This window comes from Kitasatospora sp. GP30, assembly GCF_029892145.1.
Classification (GTDB): Bacteria; Actinomycetota; Actinomycetes; order Streptomycetales; family Streptomycetaceae; genus Kitasatospora; species Kitasatospora acidiphila.
Map to the genome: position 1 here is coordinate 63528 of NZ_JARZAH010000026.1, position 19721 is coordinate 83248.

Below are 19721 nucleotides of genomic sequence, written 5' to 3' on the forward strand. Positions count from 1 at the left end.
GCGCAGGGTGCCGGCGATGGCTTCGCGGGCGGCCGGGACATCCGGTATCAGGGTGTCGTCCATCGATCAGCAGGACTGCTTTCCGCATCCGCCCCCCGGTGTCTATGGTCGACTTTCGACCCTATCCCTCGGCAGCGTACGGAGGACATCGTGCTCAAGGGGAAGACCGCTGTGGTGACCGGCGGTTCGCGCGGTATCGGTCGGGCGATCGTGGAGCGGCTCTGCCGCGACGGGGCCCGGGTGGTGTTCGGGTACGGGAGCAACGAGGCCGCGGCGGACGAGGTGGTGCGTGCGGTGGCCGACGCCGGCGGGTCGGCCCTGGCGGTGCGGGCGGACCTGAGCGATCCGGCGCAGGCGGAGCGGCTGATGGCGCTGGCCGACGAGGAGTTGGGCGGCCTGGACATCCTGGTGAACAATGCCGCGGCGCATTTCAGCCCGACGCCGGTGGCCGAGATCGAACTGGCGGACTTCGACCGGATATTCGCGGTGAACGCCCGATCGGCGTTCCTGACGGTCCGTCATGCGGCGCGCACCATGCGGGACGGCGGCCGGATCGTCAACATCTCCTCCGCCGCGACGGCGCGGGCCGGGCGCGGGACCGCGGCGTACGTGGCCAGCAAGGGGGCGTTGGAGCAGCTGACGGGGGTCGCGGCCCAGGAGCTCGGCGCGCGCGGGATCACCGTCAACACGGTGTCACCGGGCGCCACCGACACCGAGCTGCTGCTCGGCACCGTGACGGCGGACATCCTGAAGGCGCTCCCCGCCATGACGCCGCTCGGCCGGCTCGGTGAGCCGGCCGATGTGGCGGACGTGGTGGCGTTCCTGGTCGGACCGGACGGCCGCTGGATGACCGGCCAGAACCTGCGGGCCACGGGCGGCCTGGCCTGAGACCAGGCCTGCCCTCTGGCCTGACCTGCGGAGATCCCGCGTCAGCCTCGCACCCGGGCCCGCGCCCGGTGCCGGTGCCGTCCTCGCGCGGCCGCCGGCACCGTGGCCGCGTGCTCGGCGGGCCAGGCCGCGATCGGGTTGCCGATCCAGCGGGTGCTGTCCGGGATCTCCTCACCGCGCATCGCCAGTGAGGCAGCGCCGATCGAGGCGCCGGCGCCGACCGTGGTGCCGGGCAGCACGATCGAGTTGGGGCCCAGCGTGGCGCCCTCGTCGAGCACGACCGGCCCGAGCCGCATCACCCGGTCGTGGAACAGGTGCGTCTGCAGCACGGTGCCCCGGTTGACGCTGGCGCCGCTGCCGACGCTGACCAGGTCGGACTCGGGCAGCCAGTGGGTCTCGCACCAGGCGCCGCGGCCGATCTTGGCGCCCAGGCTGCGCAGCCACATGTTCATGTAGGGGGTGCCGAGCAGGGTCTGCCCGCCCCAGGGCATCGCGAGTTCCTCCACGAAGGTGTCGTAGAGCTCGTTGCGCCAGACGAAGGCGGACCACAGCGGGTGCTCGCCGGAGCGGAACTTGCCGACCAGCAGCCACTTGGCGAGCGTGGTGACCAGGCAGGCGGCCAGGGTGGCGCCGGCCAGCACCACGCCGCCGACGGCGAGGGCGGCAGCCAGGCCGTCCTGGTCGATGATCGCTTCGAGCGCACCGAAGACCAGGTCGCCGAGCAGCACGGTGAGGATCACCGGCAGCAGTCGGCAGAGTTCGACGGTGGCGCGGGCCAGCAGCAGTCGGCGCGGCGGCGCGTAGGTACGGGCCTCGTCGGCGGCGTCGGCGACCCGGGGCAGTTCGATGCCCGGTCGGCCGAGCCAGGACGAGCCGGGTGTGGCGTTCACGGGGGCGTCGGAGAGCACGCCGACCAGGGCGCGGTCGGGCAGTTCGGTGCCGGGGCCGACGATGCCGGAGTTGCCGACGAAGGCGCGCTGGCCGACCGCCGAGGGCCCGATCCGCAGCCAGCCGCCGCGCACCTCGAAGGGGGCGATGAGGGTGTCGTCGGCGAGGAAGGCGCCGTCGTCGACCCGCATCAGGCCGGGCAGTGCGAGCACCGTCGAGGCCTCCACCCGGCGGCCGATCCTGGCACCGAGCAGCCGCAGCCAGACCGGGGTGAACAGGCTTGCGTAGAACGGGAAGAGCGAGCGACGGGCGGTGTCCATCAGCCGGGAGACCGCCCAGACGCACCAGGCGACCTTGCCGTGCTCGGGGTGGAAGCCGGGCTGGATGGCCCGGCTGAACAGGCGGACCAGCAGCACCAGCAGCAGCGCGTAGCAGGACATCGTGAGCGCGGTCAGCAGCGCTGTGGTGGGCAGCAGTTGCAGCAGCGCGGCTTGCAGCGTGTGGTCGGCGTCGAGCATCGGGTAGAGCACGCACAGGGCGGGCACCGTGGAGATCACCGGGAGCAGGCCGAAGAGGAGCATGCCGAGGCCGTAGGCGAGGTTCCAGGCGCGTGACGCGGCGTGGCCGCGGCGCGGAGCGGGCCAGCCGGCCTGCGGTTCGCTGTTCGGGCGGGCGGGTGAGCCGTGGTAGTGGCTGCCCGGCGGCACGGTGCCGAGTACGCAGCTGCCGGGGGCGACGTCGGCGGCGGTGCCGACCCGGGCACCGGGCATCAGGGTGGCGCGGGTGCCGACCCGGGCGTCGGCGCCGATCTCGACGGACCCGAGGTGCAGCAGGTCGCCGTCCAGCCACCAGCCGGCCAGGTCGACGCCGGGTTCGACCGAGCAGCCGGCGCCGAAGACGGCCAGTCCGGTGACCGGTGGGACGGCGTGCAGATGGGCGCCCTTGCCGACCCGGCAGCCGAGCAGCTTGGCGTAGTGGCGGGCCCAGGGGGTGCCGGCCAGTTCGCCGGTGTTGAAGCTGGCGGTGGTCCGTTCGGCGGCCCAGAGCCGCAGGTGGGCCAGGCCGCCGCGCGGGTAACTGCCGGGGCGCAGCCGGGCGGTGAGCACCCGGGCGGCGGTGCCCGCGAGCAGCACGCGTCCCGGTGTGCTGCCGAGCAGCAGCAGGCCGCCGATGATCAGCCACCAGGGGGTGTGCGGCGCCCAGGCGAGGTGACCGCCCATCAGGTTGTTGATGGCGGCGATGAGCAGCACCCAGCGCACGCTGGCCAGGGTGTAGAGCACGGCGAGCACCAGGCTCTGGGCGACCGCGGCGCGGCGCGGGGTGCGGCGCACCCGGCGCTTTTCACGGGGTGCGGCCGGCGCGCCGCCCAGTGCCTGGTCGGCGCCGCCGTGCTTCTCGTCGAGCGCGGCGGCGAGGTCGGCCAGCACCGGGTGGGCGTACAGGTCGGCGACGCCGACCGACGGGTAGCGGGTGCGCAGCACGGAGACCAGCCGGGCGGCGACCAGGCTGGAGCCGCCGAGCGCGAAGAAGTCGCTGTCGGAGGAGACGGGCAGGCCGAGGCTGGCCTCCCACTGCTCGGCAAGCCAGCCGGCGGTGCCGGTGAGCCGCTCGGCCGGCCCGGTCCGGTCCGCCAGGCCGGGCAGCGGCCAGGGCAGGGCGTTGCGGTCGACCTTGCCGGAGGTGCGGGTGGGCAGCTGGTCGACGGTGGCGAGCAGCGGGACCAAAGCGGCGGGCAGCCGCTCGGTCAGCTGGGTGCGGGCGGCGGCCAGGTCGAGGGCGGCACCGGGCTGCGGGACCAGGTAGCCGACCAGCAGCTGCGTGCCGGCCGGGTTGGTGCGCACGGCTGCGGCGGCGGCCCGGACGCCGGGCAGTGCCTGGAGGGCGGCGTCCACCTCCCCGAGTTCGATCCGGCGGCCGCCGAGCTTGACCTGTTCGTCGGCCCGGCCGACGAACAGCAGGCCGCGCGGGTCGGCCTGGACCAGGTCGCCGCTGCGGTAGACCCGCGCGCCGGGCAGGGCGGGGTGGGCGACGAACTTCTCGGCGTCCTTGGCCGGGTCGAGGTAGCGGGCGGTGCCGACGCCGCTGATCAGCAGTTCGCCGGTCTCGCCCCACGCGACCGGGTAGCCGGCCTCGTCGACCACGGCGATCTGCCAGCCGTCCAGCGGGAGGCCGATCCTGACCGGCTCGCCGGGCAGCATGCGGTGGGCGGTGGCGACCACGGTGGTCTCGGTCGGGCCGTAGGTGTTCCAGAACTCGCGGTGCGGGGCGGCGAGACGTTCCACCAGCTCGGGCGGGCAGGACTCGCCGCCGACGATGATCAGGCGCACCTGGTCCAGGCACTCCTGGGGCCAGAGCGCGAGCAGGGTGGGCACGGTGGAGACGGCGCTGATCCGGCGCTCGACCAGCCACGGGCCGAGGTCGGTGCCGGCCTTGACCAGCGAGCGGGGCGCCGGGACCAGGCAGGCGCCGTGCCGCCAGGCGAGCCACATCTCCTCGCAGGAGGCGTCGAAGGCCACGGACAGCCCGGCCAGCACCCGGTCGCCGGGGCCGAGCGGCTGCCGCTGGAGGAAGAGCCGGGCCTCGGCGTCCACGAACGCGGCGGCGGAGCGGTGGGTAACGGCGACGCCCTTGGGGCGCCCGGTGGTGCCGGAGGTGAAGATGATCCAGGCGTCTCCGCCGGGGCCGGGGCCGCCGGCTCGGCAGCCGGGTCCGACCACGGAGCTCATGGCCAGTCGGCGCTCGGCGCCGATGACGGCGCAGACCTGGGCGTCCTGCCAGATCATCTCGGCGCGCTCGTCGGGGTCGTCGGCATCCACCGGTACGTAGGTGGCGCCGGCCCAGAGCACGGCGAGTATCGCGACGTAGAGGTCGGCGGTGCCGGAGGGGACGCGGATGCCGACCCGGTCGCCGGCGCCGATGCCGTGCCGACCGAGCTCTTCGGCGTAGGCCGCGACGTGGTGCACCAGCCCCTGGTAGTCGAGGAGCACGCCGCCGGCATCCAGGGCGGGCGCCTGCGGGCAGGCGGCGGCGGTCGCCAGCAGGATGTCGATCAGGGTGCGGGGCGGTGCCGGGTGGGCGACGGGCCAGGCGGCGATCTCACGAGCGGGCCGGTGTTCGGGCAGGGTGGACACCGGATTGTGGCTCGGAGCCATGCGGGCAACTCCTCAAACTCGCGGACTGTCGACTACGGCGCCGACTGCGCCGTTACACGGCACGGGAGATGAGGGTAGGGGTTCATCCCGGGCAGACAGCTTCGCTATTCACCTTGCCAAGCCGCTTCGGTCCGCCGAGGGCGCCTTGCCGAAATCAAAGCAAATTCTCATGGATCTTCCGTGACATAGGCGAAAGTAGCAGGTCAGAGCATTGGGCGACGACTGTTCGAATGCTCCGTGACGATGCTCACGGGTGCCTGGCACCGGTTCGACGAAATTCACCCGGTCGGCGGCCGCGTGTCACAGTGAGAGTTCTCACATCCGAATGCGGCCATAAATGGTGATCAAAGTCTGGAGCTCCGAACCGGTATCTCCCTGAAGAATCCTTGAGGTTCCCGTCGAATTCGTTTCACGGACGCCCGGGCCGTGGCGGAGCCCTTCGGAGCAGGCGCCGCCGTGCCGTCGCAGGACCCTTCACGCCATGCGCACCTCGACGTCACCGGATCCTTCGCGCCATGCCCGCCCTGCGGTCACGGGGCCCTTCAGCCCGCAGCCGGCCCGGTGCTCTCCCGGACCACCAGCTCGGGGCGGAGCAGCTGCAGCGAGTTGGTCCGGGTGCCCGACTTGGTGATCGCGCGCAGCAGCTGCTCGATGGCTTGCCGGGCCATCTCCCGCTTGGGTATCGACACCGTGGTGAGCGCCGGCCTGGCGACCTGGACCTCCAGGGTGTCGTCGTGCCCCACCACCGAGAGGTCCTGCGGCACGGAACGCCCGGCCTCCCTGGCGGCCTCCAGCGCGCCGAGGGCGAGCACGTCGTGGGTGGCGAAGAGCGCGGTCACCTCGGGGTTGGCGGCCAGCGCGGCGGTGGCGGCCTCGAAGCCGCCGGCAGGGGTCGGCTCGGGCGCGTAGTGCACGGCGGAGTCCGGCACGGTCAGCCCGTCCGCCGTGAATGCCCGCCGGAAGCCCTCGATCCGCACAGCGTGGCTGGGGCTGGCCAGCACCGCGACCTTGCGGTGGCCGAGCTCGCGCAGGTGGCGCCCGGCCAGGTAGCCGGCCCGCTCGTAGTCGATGGTGACCACGGGGAACCGGTCCGGGGCCTCGGTCTCCCAGGCGCACAGCACCACTGGGAAGCGGGCGTCGGCGAGCAGCGGCAGGTGGTCGATGAGGTCGTTGTCGCCGGCGATCAGCAGGGCGTCCACCGAGCGGCTGGTCAGGCCGGCGAGGTGGCGCCGGGCCCGCTCGCCGTCCAGCCGGGTGGTGCACAGCAGCAGGTGGTAGCCGTGCTCCTCCAGGACGTCCTCGACCTCCTCGATCAGCTCCGCGTAGAAGGAGCCGACGACGGTCGGCACGAACAGCCCGACGGTCTTGGTACTGCCGGTGGCCAGTGAGCGGGCGACCAGGTTGGGCGTGTAACCGAGCTCGTCGATCGCGGCCCGCACGCGGGCGGCGGTGGCCGGCCGGACCGCGACCCGCCCGGAGAGCACATTGGAGACGGTCTGCTTCGTGACCCCGGCCCGCTCGGCCACGTCCTGCATCGTCACCATGGCTGTTCCCTCGAATTTGACCGGTCAATACTTCTCGTTCGCAAAATAGTCGCACCTTGACAGCAGGTCAAGGCGGCTTTGAACTCCCGGCACCGATAGATCCCCGTCTCGCGTGGCCCCATGAGGCATATCGCGACCCAGCTTGGCAGATTTTTGCAACCTTCCTCTTGTTTTACCGGTCAAGAGAGCCGTACCGTTCGGGCCACCCCCACCTCGAAAGGAGTACCTGTGTCAACTCCTCGACAGCGGTTCGGCGGCGCCGTGGCCGCCCTGGCACTGGCCGCCACGGCCGCCGGCGCCGCCGCGACTCCCGCCGCCGCGCGGACGGCGCCCCCACGCGCCGGCTCGTACACCGTGACCATCGGCTCCAGCGGCGGCTACGCCTACCCCGACGACACCCCGGCCAGCGTCTACACCGACAAGGACGGCTCCTTCCACTTCCAGGAGTCCCACTCCCTCTACGGCGCGACCGACTCCCGGCAGTGGACCTTCTACACCGGCAGCGACTTCGACACCGCAAGCGCCGACAGCGCGCTCGACAATGCGGTCAACCCGAACAACCCCAACGACCGCAACAACGACACCACTTGGCGCTGCAACAACTCCCCCACCGGCCTGACGGCCACGGCGGCACCAGCGGGCTCGGGGTACGCACAGCCCAACTACTGCGACCTGTCGGGTGTCTGGGTCGACCCGGACACCGGTGACTGGTACGGCCTGGTGCACAACGAGTTCACCCCGCAGCCGTTCGGCGACGGCCTCCACTACGACGCGATCGACTACGCGGAATCCACCGACCAGGGGCACACCTGGGCCATCAAGGACCACGCGATCACTTCGCCGTACAGCACCACGCGCGGCGACACCACGGCGTTCCCGGCCCAGACGTACTACTACGGCGACGGCGACCAGCGCCTGTTGGTCGACACCGCCTCCGGCTACTTCTACGTCTTCTACGGCTCCCGGATCATCGACAAGAACGGCGGCTGGGGCGCCTTCCAGGAGCACGTGGCCCGGGCCCCGATCTCCGCCAAGATGGCGCCCGGCAGTTGGCAGAAGTGGTACGACGGCGCCTGGTCGCAGCCGGGCGCGGGCGGCCTGGAGAGCGACATGGTGCCCGCCGACGCCGCCAACCCGACCGGGTACCTGCCGCCCGCCAAGGAGTACAACCCCGCGAACACCGGCACGATCAGCCAGCAGGTCGCGGCGGGCACACTCGCCGCGACCACACCACTGTTCGTCATGAACGTCAGCTACGACGCCTACCTGGGCCTGTACATCGGCACCCCGCAGGGCGTCGACCAGAGCGGCAACGCCCCGCAGCAGATCTACGCCACCAGCAACCTCGCCACCCAGAAGTGGACCCTGCTCGGCGACACCGGCAGCTACCACACCGCCTCCTGGTACCGCTGGCTCCTGGACAGCGCCAACCTCACCAACTCCACCATCGTCGGCAAGAACTTCCGCACGTACTGCGCCTACGGCTGCTCCAACGGCTCGTCCGGCGAGTACGTGAACACCACCATCGACTCCAGCACGCCGGCCGCCGCGCCGTTCGACCCCGCCAAGACCTACCGGATCAGCAGCGGCGACGGCCGGGTCCTGGCCCAGGCCAACGGCGGTTCGGCGACCACCTCGCTGGCCGCACCCGCCGGATCCGCCCTGGAGGCCTGGTCGTTCACCTCGGTCGGTGACGGCTCCTACCTGATCACCAACGCCGCCACCGGCACGCACCTCGGCGTGGACGCCGGCGGCAATGCCGGGCGCGCCTGGGGTGCCGCACCGACCGTCAGCAGCGGCAGCGGCGTCGGGCAGCAGTGGTTCATCGTGCCTGCCGGAGCCGACTACCGCCTGGTCAACCGGTACAGCGGCCTGGTGCTCGGCCTCAACGCCACCGGCACCCTGGCCGAGACCACCCCCGCCCGCTACTGGACCGACGCCACCGGCTCCCCGATCGGCGCCGGGCGCACCACAGCCGAGCAGACCCTCACCATGACGCCGGTCGGCACCGTCTCCGGCGGCGGCAACCTCAACGGCACCCACACCCTGGTCACCGGCGGCAAGGCACTGGACGACCCCAACCACAGCACCACCGCCGGCACCCAGCTGATCACCTGGACCCCGAACGGCGGCCCCAACCAGAACTGGCAGTTCACCCAACAGTCCGATGGCAGCTACCAGTTGACCAACACCCAGTCGGGCCTGTGCGCCGACGTCAGCGGCGGCTCCACAGCGGCCGGCGCCAAGGTGATCCAGTGGACCTGCACCGGCAACAGCAACCAGCACTGGAACCTGACCCGCCAGCCGGACGGCAGCTACACCATCACCTCGGCCAAGAGCGGCCTGCTGCTCACCACCGCGTCGACCGCTGACGGCTCGCTGGTGACGCAACAGGCGGACAGAGGTTCGGCGTTGCAGCGCTGGGCCGTCAACTGACCGAGTTTCAGCACTGATTGTTAGGTCAGTATCGTGCGGATCCCGGGCGCTACGTCCGGGATCCGCTACTCATCCCGCGAAGTCGATCTGGTTGGTCGCAGCAGCGATCGGAAGTCTCCAACATCCCAATGCCCCAGCCAGAATGCAGCCACGGACGGCTCTGCCAACCCCGCCGTCGAACCGTCGTGCGGCACCAGCTCGGTAGGTGCGACATAGCCCTCGCCCGGCTTGAGAAGAATCCGCAGACACCTCAAGCGGTGACCAGCTGAGACGTAGGCGCGAATGTCCTCAGTGTGCGGATGGCGCTCACGGTAGTTGGCGTGGAGCGCCCGGCAGATCGCCAGTGCGTCAACACTGCCGAGCAGCAGATAGCGGGCCCCGGGGCCGGCGTTGATACACAGCCGCCGTCGCGACTGGAGACGGTTCCGGTACGGGAGGCGGTCCCAGTTGTCGAGGTGGATCCCGATGTATCGACCGCCGGCCGGGTTGAAGGTCGTCGTCAGGGTGTTGGCATCACTCCGAGCGAAGCCACAGAACTCGATCGAACTGTCACCGGCGAACGGAAGGCGGCCGATATCACCCCTCCCGAGGCCGCGTTGGACGTCACCGCGATAGCTCTCGGGCGTAGTCACGATCTCCACCGTCTCGGCGGCCCTGGCGCTGGCGCTGTGACTCAGCCCAAGGAGCGCCGCTTGTGTCTCGCTGATCGGTGTCCAGTTCCCCTGCGGCACGATCGCCCGTTCCTCGTGCGATGGACGCCGCGGGCAACCTCAACATCTGCAACCTCGCAGCGACTGCGAAGGTCTGCCATGCTTCTGAAGTAGATCATCACACCTTCCAGTTCGAGGACCGCAGGTCACAGTCCACGAACTCGACCGAGCTGAGGCGGACCCCCTCGAAGATGACCCGGTCAGCGTTGAGATTCCAGACCCGGCCGTTGCGGAGATCGGTCTCGGTGACTTCGAGATCCCGAACGTCCTGGCCCCCGTACCGAAACTCCGAGACCGCCTGACCGGGTCGGTTCAGGTTGACGGCCGTTCCGAGGTACATCTCATCCTCGATCTCCGGGAGGGAGATCTTGGTGCGGCCGAAGAGACGAGTCGCCATCGTGGCGTGCTCCGCTGTCGTAGTGTGCTGGTCGACGCCCGCCGGGGCCGACCAGCCAGACGAGCCGATTCTTGCAGTCCGGCCGGAGCTACCGGTTCGACCAATCCGACCAGGACGGCCCGTTGTTCCAGTTGTCCCACGGCGCGCTCTGCCAGTTGTCCCAGCTGGGCTGGTTGTTCCAGGGACCGCCACCGCTGTTGTCCCAGGTCGGCTGGTTGTCCCAGTTAACGGCGAGCCGATTGTCGGAGCGGCCGGCGGCCGCAATCAGGTCTGCCACGGCCGGAGCCTGACTGGCACTCAGTTCTTCCAGAAGGACCACGTGGTCTACTCCTCTCGGGTGATGCAAGCCAAAGCGATGACGGGTGCCTGGTCGGTCACCCGGCAGTAGTTCGTCTCGGACTCGGCGAAGGTGTTGTGCTCGAAGTAGCGATTACCGGCCTGCGAACCTCGGCAGTAGTCGAAGAACTCGCAGGTGGACTCGCACTTGTCCAAGCCGGTCAGGAACTCGCGCACTTAGCGAAGCTGCGAAGCCTGCGCCAACATGGACGCAATGGACTTGCTCAGCACGTTCCCGGCCCGGAAGTCGTCGTAAGTCGGCGCCGTAATGCCGGACAGCTCTGGGGAGAGCAGCACCACGTCACCGTTCGCAGCAATGGTCGGAAGCGGGTCGATCCGGCTCCTCACTCCACGGTCGGCCTGCTGCTGCCTGGACATGCGGAGGTATCTGCCGAGCCGATCCAGTTCGCGGACAGGCGGTGCATCGGGGTTGCGCCTGGTCCAGCCTGATCGCTTCGCCAGAAGGCCACAGCCTGATCCCTGGTCGGCGGGGTCCGCTCGGTGTTGGCGCCCTCGTACTCCTCGATGTTGATACCGATATTGACCCCATGCAGGGAGGCCAGGAAGTCGAAGAGCGCTTCGGGGTGATCGATGGTCTCATGCCCGACAACGGCAAGTACCGAGAACAGAACGCCGTGGTCCTGAAGACACTTGATCCCCTTCATGATCAGTCGATGTGCCGAGTGGCCTGCGCGATCGACCCGATGAGCCGTCAGCTCAACCGAAGGCAAGATCATGCTGCGATCCGGGAGCGCGGAACGGGCAACCGCAGCGCTCGAAGCGTCGATCGCCATGGCAGTACCGCGTGACAAGGCCGCCCGCGCGCCCCGGCTCGCGGAGGCGCGACTGACCGGGGGCGACCTGGACGGTGCTCTCGACGCGGCGAACGCGGGTGCTGCGCTCCTGGAGGGGCCGGTTTCGTCGGACCGGGCCGTGACTCGGCTGAACGAGTTCTCGCGCCAGCTCGACAAGTACAGCACGGTCCCGGCGGTGAGGGAGTTCCGTGACCGACTGCGGGCGCTCCCGATGGCGTCCTGAACTCATAACAGGATTCCGACGGGCTGCTCACCCGCCTCCCGCTCCAGTGACCACCTCGACTTCCTTGGGTGCTGTGCCTTCACCGGCCGCCGGTGCCAGGCAAGCGGCAGCTGCGCGAGCCGCACAGCGCCTACGAGGCGCCGACGGCGAGGACAACCAGCCACAAGCCCCCGCAGTCGAAGCGGTCCGGGTCGGAGTCATCCGTCTGATTCCAACCCGGACCGCCTTGTGCGCGAGGCTCAGCCGGTGGGCGGGACGCGCAAGCGGGGCCGCACTGGGGGCTCGGACGGGACGTCATCGCATTGGTAGTCGAGCCGGGTCAGGGCGCTCCGGCCCTACCCCTCCTGACCCGCCGACCGGATGCGACGGCGACAGTGGCACCTGGCTCGCTAGTGTGATGCACCGCAAGTCACGCAGGTAAGTTGATAGCCTGTCAGGATGTCGGTTCCTGGCCCTTCAGCTGTCGAGATCACGCTGTCCGAGGACGAGCGCGCCGAACTGCTGCGTCGGGCGGCAGCTCCGGAGCGGCGGTCGGCTGAGCGGGCCCGGATCATCCTGGCGTGCGCTGACGGGATGTCGAATGCGGCCGTGGGACGGTCCCGCGCACTGGTGCGCCTGCGCCGCCTCGGCGGCCGAGGAAATGGGCGATCGACGGCACCTGGCGGGTGCCCGCCCGAGTGGAGAACCCTTTGGTGACAGCAGGTTCAACCCGGGCCGCGTTTCATCGCGGACAACGTGGACCCACGCGAGCTTCGATGCCCCTGCTGCCCGGCCTGCGGGCCGTCCAGGAGAGCTTCCTGGGACGCGCGGGGGCGCCAGCCGCCGCCCCCGGCGTTCACTCAGCCGGGGGCGGCGGCTGGCGCCTGAGGCGCCTCACGCGTAGCGGTAGCCGAGGTCGTGGATGTCCTGCACGCTCCGGACGGTCTTGTACCTGGTGTAGGGCGCGAGTACGTCGAACGGGTCATCGAGGTTCTGGGGGTAGGGTCCGCCAGTGACGGGCCGGTAGGCGTCGGGATGACATTCCTGCCACCTGGCCCAGACGCGGTCGACGTTGGAGTGCAGGTGCCAGAAGAGGGGGTCGTTGGGGGCACTCGCGGGGACGATGGTGCCGTAGACGGCTCCGGGCACTCCGAACTTCGCGGCCAGGTAACCCTCGCCGTACACCTTCACCGCGCTGCTGGGCTCGAACATGCCCCCGACGTAGAAGTGCACGCGGTTGTGATTGATCAGCGCGGCCTTGGACGGGTCGCTTCCCTCGGTCGGTTGCATGATGTCGTCCACGCACACCCCGTGCCCCGCGAAGCCGATCCAGCCCTCCCAGTACTGCCGGAAGCTCTGCTCGGGATCGGACGACAGGTCCCACGGCGCGACGTCGTATACCGGCCGCGAGAGCGCGGCCTGCGTGTCGGCCGCCGTCGGCAGTTCGGGGGCGATGAACGACGTTCCCGCCGCCCTGACCAGGTACGTGAACTGTGCCGGGTCGTCCGACGGCGGTCCGTGGACGGTCACCTCCCAGGCTCCGCGGCGGAACGGCCCCGAGAGCACCGCGTAGTCGTCCTCGGGAGCGCCGTAGGGGCCCATGAAGTCGTCGGCCAGGACCGCCGCGGTCGACGACGGGTCGGTCCAGTCCCAATAGGGCACGGCAATCGGTCCGCCGGCCGCTTCGGCCAGCGCGGCTTCGAAGATCAGCAGCAAGGCCCGGTGCCAGGGCAGGAACACCGGCGACATGTGGCCGTAGAGGCCGCAGCGGTGGACCTCCAGGTGCCAGCTGGTGATTTCGTCGTAGTAGCTCAGGTCGCAGGAAAAGGGCGAGGACATCCGCTTCAGCCGATGGACGGCCTCGACGTAGTCGTGCTTCTCCTGCCGGGTGAGGTCCTTGACGTCCTTGCGCACCAGGACACGGCCGGACGGGGAGCCCGGCGCGTCGGCCCAGGCAGGGCCGGCGGTGGCGGCCAGTGCGCCGGCGGCGAGAGCGGCACCCGCCGAGGAGCGCAGGAACTGCCGTCGGGAGGGATCTGCGGCGGCGGTGCGGTCGTCGGGCCCATTGCCGGCCGGCCGCGTGTGTGAGTCCATCGTCCTTCTCCGATCGCCGGGTCTTGTGCGCGCGGGGGCGCGCCGTGGATGGCTGCCAGGGCCGTGTCGCTGGGCGCTCCAGCGCGACCACAGAATGTCACGAATGGGCACGTTGTGTTACTGCGCCTCGCCGTGATTCTGGAGGCAGGCCCGCTCCGGGCGGGGACCGCGGCCAGGCGATCACAGCGGCCCGGCGCTCCAGGACCCCGGATCGTGCCCGCCTCCGGTGCGGTTCGCGGGGCCGGTGAGTACCGCCTGCGGCGAGGTGGGGCCGCCCTGACACCCACCTAGTGTGAGGCGCCGCAAGTCACGCAGGTAATTTCTACTCTGCTGGTGAGTCAGGTGGGTTGATCTTGGTGAGGTAGTCCGCGAGGGACTTGAGGATCTCGTCGGCTGTCTTGGTCCAGGTGAACGGTCTGGGGTTCTCGTTCCAGGTGCCGATCCACGCCTTGATGTCGTCTTCCAGGGCCCTGACGGAGGTGTGGACACCACGGCGGATGAGCTTGTCGGTCAGTAGGCCGAACCAGCGCTCGACCTGGTTGATCCAGGAAGAGCCGGTCGGGGTGAAGTGGACGTGGAAGCGCGGGTGTCTGGCCAGCCACGTCCTGATCTCGGCGGTGTTGTGCGTGGCGTAGTTGTCACACACCAGATGCACGTCGAGCTCGCGGGGCACGGCCTCGTCTATCGTGACCAGGAACTTCTTGAACTCGATGGCCCGGTGGCGGCGGTGCAGTTCGCCGATGACGGTCCCGTCGGCGATGTTGAGCGCGGCGAACAGGCTGGTGATGCCGTGCCGCAGGTAGTCGTGGGTCCGGCGCTCGGGCATGCCCGGCATCATCGGCAGGACCGGCTGGGAACGGTCCAGCGCCTGGATCTGGCTCTTCTCGTCGACGCAGAGCACGACCGCCTTCTCGGGCGGGTTGTGGTACAGGCCGACGACGTCGACAACTTACCTGCGTGACTTGCGGCGCATCACACTAGTGCTGTGACCGGGATGGTTCACCGTGATCGGAAGGCGGCTCGCGGGACGAGCGCACGCGAAACGGCTGGTATTACTAGGGTATGCAGGAAGAGACCGCACGCTCCGCGATCGACACGTTCATCTCCGCGTTCAACGCCTCGGACGACAGCTATGTGACTGCCCTGCTCTCCCAGGCCCTGACCTCAGACGTGGTCTTCTGGGGGCCGTTGGGCCGCAGCGAAGGAATCGCGGCGGTCGAGCGGTTCGTGCTGGACATCCGGCGCCACCCGGCGGGGACCGGCACGATGACGCGCTGCTCAGAGGTGGACATGCCTGACGAGTGGGCCCGGTACCAGTGGGTCTTCACCACGCCGGATGGAGGCCCCCGCCTGGCGGGAACGGACGTCGTCCATCTGCGGCGGAGCCTCATCGACCAGGTCATCGTCTTTGCGGGGGAGATCGAGCCGTCCGCCTCCTGAGTCATCCTTCTGTCACTGTCCTTCGCAGGTAGCGGTGCAGTGCCTGGGTTTGCGCGGGGTGGCTGCGGTGGTGGGAGTTGGCCAGGGTGAACTGCCGCAGCGGGCCGCAGTGGGCCTTGATCGGGTTGGCCCGGCCGCGTGCTCGCGCAGGGCGGCGAGGTCCAACGACCCCCCGGCGCGAGTTGGGCGGGGCGGCCGCCCCGTGGTACCGACCAGCCCACGACTCCGGGCCGGTCGTGGTGGTGCGCGGCGGGTGCTACAGCCCCGCGAAGATGTCGTCCCAGTTGACCATGTCGCCTCCCCTCCCTCGTCCCCACCTTCAACTGACGCCGCGTCAGCTCCTCCCATGCTTCGTCCCCCCCACCGGTCACCCCGCAACGTTCGCTGCACCAAGGGGCAGCGGGCCGTCGAGATCGAGCTACCACGCCGGCGTCGCGGCCGGGCGATGCGTTTGTCGGCGAAGCGGATCTCGGCCTGCAGTGGTCCTACCCCTCAGGTACGGTTGCTTGATCAGCTGTGATGCGTGGCGACGGCCTTCGAGGGCTGCTCTCGAAGACTGTCGTACTCCGCCTGGCGTGGGGACCTCACCCCTCCCCCGCCGCCTCGCGCGCCGCCTGCTCCACGCGGTCCCGGTAGTCCTGCCACCAAGTCCCGTCCCGTTCCGGCATGTTGTCGTCGATGGCGCGCAGACCGACGGTGCCGTCGACGAGTTCGCGCACGATGTCGGCCTGACCGGCGTGGCGCTGGGTCTCGACGATCACGTGGATCAGGATGCGATGGAGCGGCAGTTGCAGCCGGGCGCCCCAGGGCACGGTGCCGAGCGCGTCCAGTGGCAGCTCGGCGATGGTGGCGTCGGCGTGGACCCAGACCGCGCGGTAGCGGCCGACGAGCTCCTCCCGGGACTCGTCGGGGCGCGCCCAGAAGTCCGCGTTGGCCTCGGCCGCGCCCGCCACCCACAGCCCCGGCGCGGCGAACGGCCGACCGAAGCTGTCACCGAGGTAGACCGCCTCGGCGCTGGTCACATGCTTGACCAGGCCCAGCAGGTTGGTGCCGGTGGGGGTCAGCGGCCGCCGGATGTCGTACTCCGCCAGGCCCTCCAGCTTCAACAGCAGTGCGTCCCGGGCGTCCTGGAGGTAGAGCCGAAGGTCGGCCTTCACAGCTGATTCGATCATCTATCAAGTCTGCTGACCCCGGGTGCGCTGTCCACCGGTTATCGGGCGGCACAAGGGCCATGCCCGTGCCGTCAGCTCGGCCAACCTGCGCCGATGGACCCGCCGCGGCCACCCCTCGCCGGATGTGGCCGCAGCGGGCATGGGCCCTCGCCCGCCAAACAGGATCAAACAGATTCCACTACAAGTCAACAGTCTGGCAGCAGTCGCATCCACCCGCGCCCACCAGGCCCTACATGCCGTCAACACCCGTGGCAGCCAGTGAGAACACCGCCCCGCCGGACCAGCCGGCCCGGATCCTTGCATCTCGTTTTCGCACTGCACAACGAAAACAGTGCGAAAACTATTGTTCACATCCGTTCGGTTGACTACATTCCTGCTCGGCCGTCGGCGACACAGACGGCCGAGGCACGCGTGCCGCCACCGCTGTGCGGTGTGGTGGCACGCTTCGAGGGAGGAAGACCCAGGCATGGGTGGCAGAGTCGTGGGCGGACCGAGTCGGCGCGGATTTCTGAGGGGCCTGGGCGCCGCGGCACTGGCCGCTGGTGGCGCCGGGACGCTGGCCGCGTGCGGCGGTTCCAGTGGCAGCGGCGCGGTGACGGGCGGCTCGGGCGAGCCATCGGGGTCGATCACGGTCTGGAGCTGGAAGAACCCGGCCGCCGAACTCAGGGCGCTGATACCGGCGTTCAACGCCGTTCACCCCAAGGTCCAGGTCAACGTCCAGGACATCGGCAACCCGGCGATCTGGGACAAGATCACCATTGCCATGGAGGCCGGCGGCCAGGGGCTGGCCGATCTGCTGCACATCGGCGTGGACTATCTGCCGAGCTACATCGAGAAGTTCCCGGGCGGCCTGGCCGATCTGAGCCAACTCGGCGCGAACCAGTACGCCACCTCCTTCGCCCCGGGCCTCTGGCAGACCGTCTCCCGGGGCAGCAAGGTCTACGCGCTGCCCTGGGAGGCCAATGCCGCCGGCTTCTTCCTCCGGGCCGACCTGTTCAAGAAGGCCGGCGTGGACCCGAGTTCGCTGCTGACCTGGGACGATGTCATCGTCGCCGGCAAGAAGGTCAAGGCCGCCACCGGCACCGCGCTGTTCGCCGTCGACAAGTCCGCCTCCCAGGCCGACTCCGCCAACCTGTTCCAGCTGCTGATGCAGCTCCAGGGCGCCTTCTACTTCAACCTGGACGGCAAGATCACCCTCAACTCCCCCGAAGCCGCACGGGCGTTGACGCTGATCAAGGAGATGGACGACGCCGGGCTGCTGGCCGATGTGCAGGGCTCCCCGGGGATCACCGGCTACGACACCGCGGTGAAGTCCGGCAAGGTGGCGATCTGCCCCGACCCCGCCTGGTACGGCGGCTACCTGGAGACCCTGGCCCCCGACCTCAAGGGCGACTGGCAGCTGATCCTGCCGCCGGCCGTCACCCCGGGCGGGTCCCGGTCCGCCATCGTCAACTCGACGCATCTGGCGGTCTCCGGCACCAGCAAGAACCAGCGCGCCGCCTTCGCCTTCGCCGAGTTCGCGCTCACCCGGCCGGACTCGCAGGTGTCGATCTTCAAGGCCAAGGGCATCTTCCCGGCCCTGCTCAAGGCCTACGACGACCCGGTCTTCCACCAGAGCGACCCGTACTTCGGCGGCCAGAAGTACGCCGAGGTCTTCGTCGAGGAGCTCGCCAAGCCGTCGACGCCCACCAACTACACCTCCGACTACGCCCGGGCGCTCAAGGCCGTGGACGACGCGCAGACCAAGGTGCTGCTGCAGGGCGCCGACCCGGCCGCCGCCCTCAAGGCCGCCGCTTCCCAACTGGCCCAGCAGACCCGAAGGTCGCAGGCATGAGCCTGGCCGTCAGGGAGCGAGCCGAAGAGCGCGGCAAGAGGCCCGCCCGACCGGCCGGCACCGCACGCCGCACCGGCGGGGGCACCGCCCGGCTGGCTCCCTACCTCTTCATCCTGCCCGCACTGGCCCTGTTCGCCGCGTTCCGGCTCTACCCGATCGGCTGGTCCTTCGTCCTCAGCCTCTACCACACCGAGGGGATGACGCAGACCTGGACCGGACTGGGCAACTACCAGCGACTGATCCACGATCCACTGTTCTGGAAGGCCCTGGGCAACACCGGGCTGATCCTGGTGGTGCAGGTGCCGGTGATGCTCTGCCTGGCGCTCGGCCTCTCGGTGGCGCTCAACTCCGCGCTGCTGCGCTGGAAGCCGCTGTTCCGACTGGGCTTCTTCCTGCCGGTGGTGACCGGCCTGGTCACCTACGGCCTGATGATGGGCGCGCTGCTCAACCAGGACTCCGGGGCGGTGAACTGGCTGCTGAGCCTGGTCGGGCTGCCCGAAGTGCACTGGCTGACCGACCCGTTCTGGGCCAAGGTCTCGGTGATGCTGGCGCTCACCTGGCACTACACCGGCTACAACGCGGTGATCTACCTGGCCCGGCTGCAGGGCATTCCGGACGAGCACTACGAGGCCGCCGCGGTGGACGGCGCGGGCGCCTGGCGCCGGTTCTGGCACATCACCCTGCCCGGTCTGCGCCCGGCCCTGCTGCTCACGGTGGTGCTCTCCACCATCGGCACCCTGCAGCTGTTCGACGAGCCGTTCATCATGACCGGCGGCGGCCCGGACAACGCGACCACCACGATCGGCGTCTACCTGTACCAGACCGGGTTCCGGTACTTCGACTTCGGCTACGCCTCGGCGATCGGCTACGCGCTGGTTCTGATCATCTCGGTCTTCGGCCTGATCCAGGTCAAGTTGGCCAAGGAGGAGGACTGATGGCCCGCACCGGACCGGCCTTCCGCGCCGGCAAGCGCGGCCAGGTGCTGCTGACCGGCCTGCTGCTGGTGCTGCTCGCCTTCACGGTCGCACCGCTGTACTGGCTGCTGATCGCCGCCACCCACAACCAGCACGACATCTTCGGCCGACCGCCCCACCTGCTGCCCGGCGGTGAACTCGGCAACAACCTGGCCCACCTGCAGACTTCGGTCGACTTCGGCCGGGTGGTGCTCAACTCCGTTCTGATGGCCACCAGTTACACAGTGCTGGGCGGCGTCGTCTGCACGCTGGCCGGCTACGGCTTCGCCAAGTTCCGGTTCCGCGGCCGCGGTTTCCTCTTCTCGGTGCTGCTGCTCGCCCTGGTGGTGCCGACCCAGCTGACCATCGTGCCGCTGTTCAAGCTGATGGTGAACCTGGGCTGGCTGAACACCTACCAGGCGGTGCTGCTGCCCAATCTGGCGCTGCCGTTCGGCATCTTCCTGATGCGCCAGTCCATGCGCGCGCTGCCGGACGAGCTGTTGCAGGCCGGACGGATCGACGGCTGCGGCGAGTTGAGGCTGTTCTTCCGGGTCGCGCTGCCCACCATGAAGCCGGCCCTGGCGGCCCTGGCGATGTTCCTCTTCCTGTTCCAGTGGAACGACTTCCTCTGGCCACTGGTCGCGCTGCGCGACCCGTCCTCGTACACCATCCCGGTCGCGCTGGCCGCGCTGACCGGCAGCTCCGACGTCGACTACGGCCAGCTGCTGACCGGCACCGCCGTCGCGGCCGTGCCGATGGCCGTGCTGTTCCTCTTCCTCCAGAAGCACTTCGTCTCCGGGATGCTCGCCGGAGCCGTCAAGCAGTGACTCGGGCTGCGAGCTCAGACCGACCACCGACCC

Annotated in this window: 15 protein-coding genes and 3 pseudogenes; 8 read left to right on the forward strand and 10 right to left on the reverse strand. The window is 69.8% G+C overall.

All coding sequences use genetic code 11. The features are described from left to right. Window positions 1-150: 150 nt before the first annotated feature. Complete coding sequence (locus P3T35_RS28170) at window positions 151-888, forward strand: glucose 1-dehydrogenase (RefSeq protein WP_280708261.1); 738 nt, start codon at window positions 151-153, stop codon at window positions 886-888. Between the two features lie 41 nt (window positions 889-929). Here the strand turns inward: P3T35_RS28170 and P3T35_RS28175 are convergent, their stop codons facing one another. Together P3T35_RS28175 and P3T35_RS28180 are read right to left on the reverse strand one after the other, a co-directional pair. Continuing rightward, window positions 930-4928 carry a Pls/PosA family non-ribosomal peptide synthetase gene (locus P3T35_RS28175; protein ID WP_101378670.1) on the reverse strand — a complete coding sequence of 1333 codons (3999 nt, stop codon included), beginning with the start codon at window positions 4926-4928 and terminating at the stop codon, window positions 930-932. Window positions 4929-5470: 542 nt separating this feature from the next. After that, on the reverse strand, window positions 5471-6472 hold the full coding sequence (locus P3T35_RS28180) for a LacI family DNA-binding transcriptional regulator (protein WP_101378671.1): 1002 nt from the start codon (window positions 6470-6472) through the stop codon (window positions 5471-5473). A 228-nt stretch (window positions 6473-6700) separates the two neighbouring features. Here P3T35_RS28180 and P3T35_RS28185 point away from each other — a divergent pair, with 228 nt between their 5' ends. Next, window positions 6701-8908, forward strand: coding sequence for an RICIN domain-containing protein (locus P3T35_RS28185; protein ID WP_101378672.1), 2208 nt, complete (start codon window positions 6701-6703; stop codon window positions 8906-8908). A 65-nt stretch (window positions 8909-8973) separates the two neighbouring features. Here the strand turns inward: P3T35_RS28185 and P3T35_RS28190 are convergent, their stop codons facing one another. The 5 genes from P3T35_RS28190 to P3T35_RS28210 all read right to left on the reverse strand — a co-directional run bounded on the left by P3T35_RS28190 (window position 8974) and on the right by P3T35_RS28210 (window position 11145). After that, window positions 8974-9639 (reverse strand): hypothetical protein, encoded by a 666-nt coding sequence (locus tag P3T35_RS28190; RefSeq protein WP_101378673.1) that lies wholly within the window; start codon window positions 9637-9639, stop codon window positions 8974-8976. 97 nt (window positions 9640-9736) lie between these two features. Next, window positions 9737-10015, reverse strand: a complete 279-nt coding sequence (locus tag P3T35_RS28195) for a hypothetical protein (protein WP_101378674.1) — start codon at window positions 10013-10015, stop codon at window positions 9737-9739. A gap of 88 nt (window positions 10016-10103) precedes the next feature. Beyond that, window positions 10104-10334: a multiple cyclophane-containing RiPP AmcA gene (gene amcA / locus P3T35_RS28200; protein ID WP_143676706.1), complete on the reverse strand. Its 231-nt coding sequence runs from the start codon at window positions 10332-10334 to the stop codon at window positions 10104-10106. Window positions 10335-10339: 5 nt separating this feature from the next. Further along, window positions 10340-10528 (reverse strand): hypothetical protein, encoded by a 189-nt coding sequence (locus P3T35_RS28205; protein WP_101378676.1) that lies wholly within the window; start codon window positions 10526-10528, stop codon window positions 10340-10342. A 167-nt stretch (window positions 10529-10695) separates the two neighbouring features. Beyond that, on the reverse strand, window positions 10696-11145 hold the full coding sequence (locus P3T35_RS28210; RefSeq protein WP_143676707.1) for a hypothetical protein: 450 nt from the start codon (window positions 11143-11145) through the stop codon (window positions 10696-10698). On the opposite strand from P3T35_RS28210, the pseudogene P3T35_RS28215 reads away from it, so the two are divergent. Both P3T35_RS28215 and P3T35_RS28220 read left to right on the forward strand, forming a co-directional pair. Beyond that, window positions 11063-11389 (forward strand): annotated as a pseudogene (locus P3T35_RS28215) (transcriptional regulator); the annotation flags it as partial. The gene P3T35_RS28210 and the pseudogene P3T35_RS28215 overlap by 83 nt on opposite strands. Window positions 11390-11827: 438 nt before the next feature. Beyond that, window positions 11828-11971, forward strand: a pseudogene (locus tag P3T35_RS28220) (IS630 family transposase); the annotation flags it as partial. A gap of 291 nt (window positions 11972-12262) precedes the next feature. On the opposite strand, the gene P3T35_RS28225 reads toward P3T35_RS28220, so the two are convergent. Together P3T35_RS28225 and P3T35_RS28230 are read right to left on the reverse strand one after the other, a co-directional pair. Then, window positions 12263-13462, reverse strand: coding sequence for a tyrosinase family protein (locus P3T35_RS28225; RefSeq protein WP_101378679.1), 1200 nt, complete (start codon window positions 13460-13462; stop codon window positions 12263-12265). A 322-nt stretch (window positions 13463-13784) separates the two neighbouring features. Beyond that, window positions 13785-14405: pseudogene (locus tag P3T35_RS28230) on the reverse strand (IS630 family transposase); the annotation flags it as partial. Between the two features lie 119 nt (window positions 14406-14524). Between P3T35_RS28230 and P3T35_RS28235 the strand changes: the two are divergent. Beyond that, complete coding sequence (locus P3T35_RS28235; RefSeq protein ID WP_101378680.1) at window positions 14525-14902, forward strand: hypothetical protein; 378 nt, start codon at window positions 14525-14527, stop codon at window positions 14900-14902. A 584-nt stretch (window positions 14903-15486) separates the two neighbouring features. On the opposite strand, the gene P3T35_RS28240 is transcribed toward P3T35_RS28235, so the two are convergent. After that, complete coding sequence (locus P3T35_RS28240) at window positions 15487-16074, reverse strand: DinB family protein (protein ID WP_101378681.1); 588 nt, start codon at window positions 16072-16074, stop codon at window positions 15487-15489. Between the two features lie 466 nt (window positions 16075-16540). On the opposite strand from P3T35_RS28240, the gene P3T35_RS28245 reads away from it, so the two are divergent. From P3T35_RS28245 to P3T35_RS28255, 3 genes are read left to right on the forward strand one after another with little or no spacing between them, the layout of a single operon-like run. Further along, on the forward strand, window positions 16541-17908 hold the full coding sequence (locus tag P3T35_RS28245; RefSeq protein WP_101378682.1) for an extracellular solute-binding protein: 1368 nt from the start codon (window positions 16541-16543) through the stop codon (window positions 17906-17908). Next, window positions 17905-18843 carry a sugar ABC transporter permease gene (locus P3T35_RS28250; protein WP_101378683.1) on the forward strand — a complete coding sequence of 313 codons (939 nt, stop codon included), beginning with the start codon at window positions 17905-17907 and terminating at the stop codon, window positions 18841-18843. The genes P3T35_RS28245 and P3T35_RS28250 overlap by 4 nt, the downstream gene beginning before the upstream one ends. After that, window positions 18843-19688, forward strand: a complete 846-nt coding sequence (locus P3T35_RS28255; protein ID WP_101378684.1) for a carbohydrate ABC transporter permease — start codon at window positions 18843-18845, stop codon at window positions 19686-19688. Before P3T35_RS28250 ends, P3T35_RS28255 begins: the two co-directional genes overlap by 1 nt. Window positions 19689-19721: the final 33 nt, after the last annotated feature.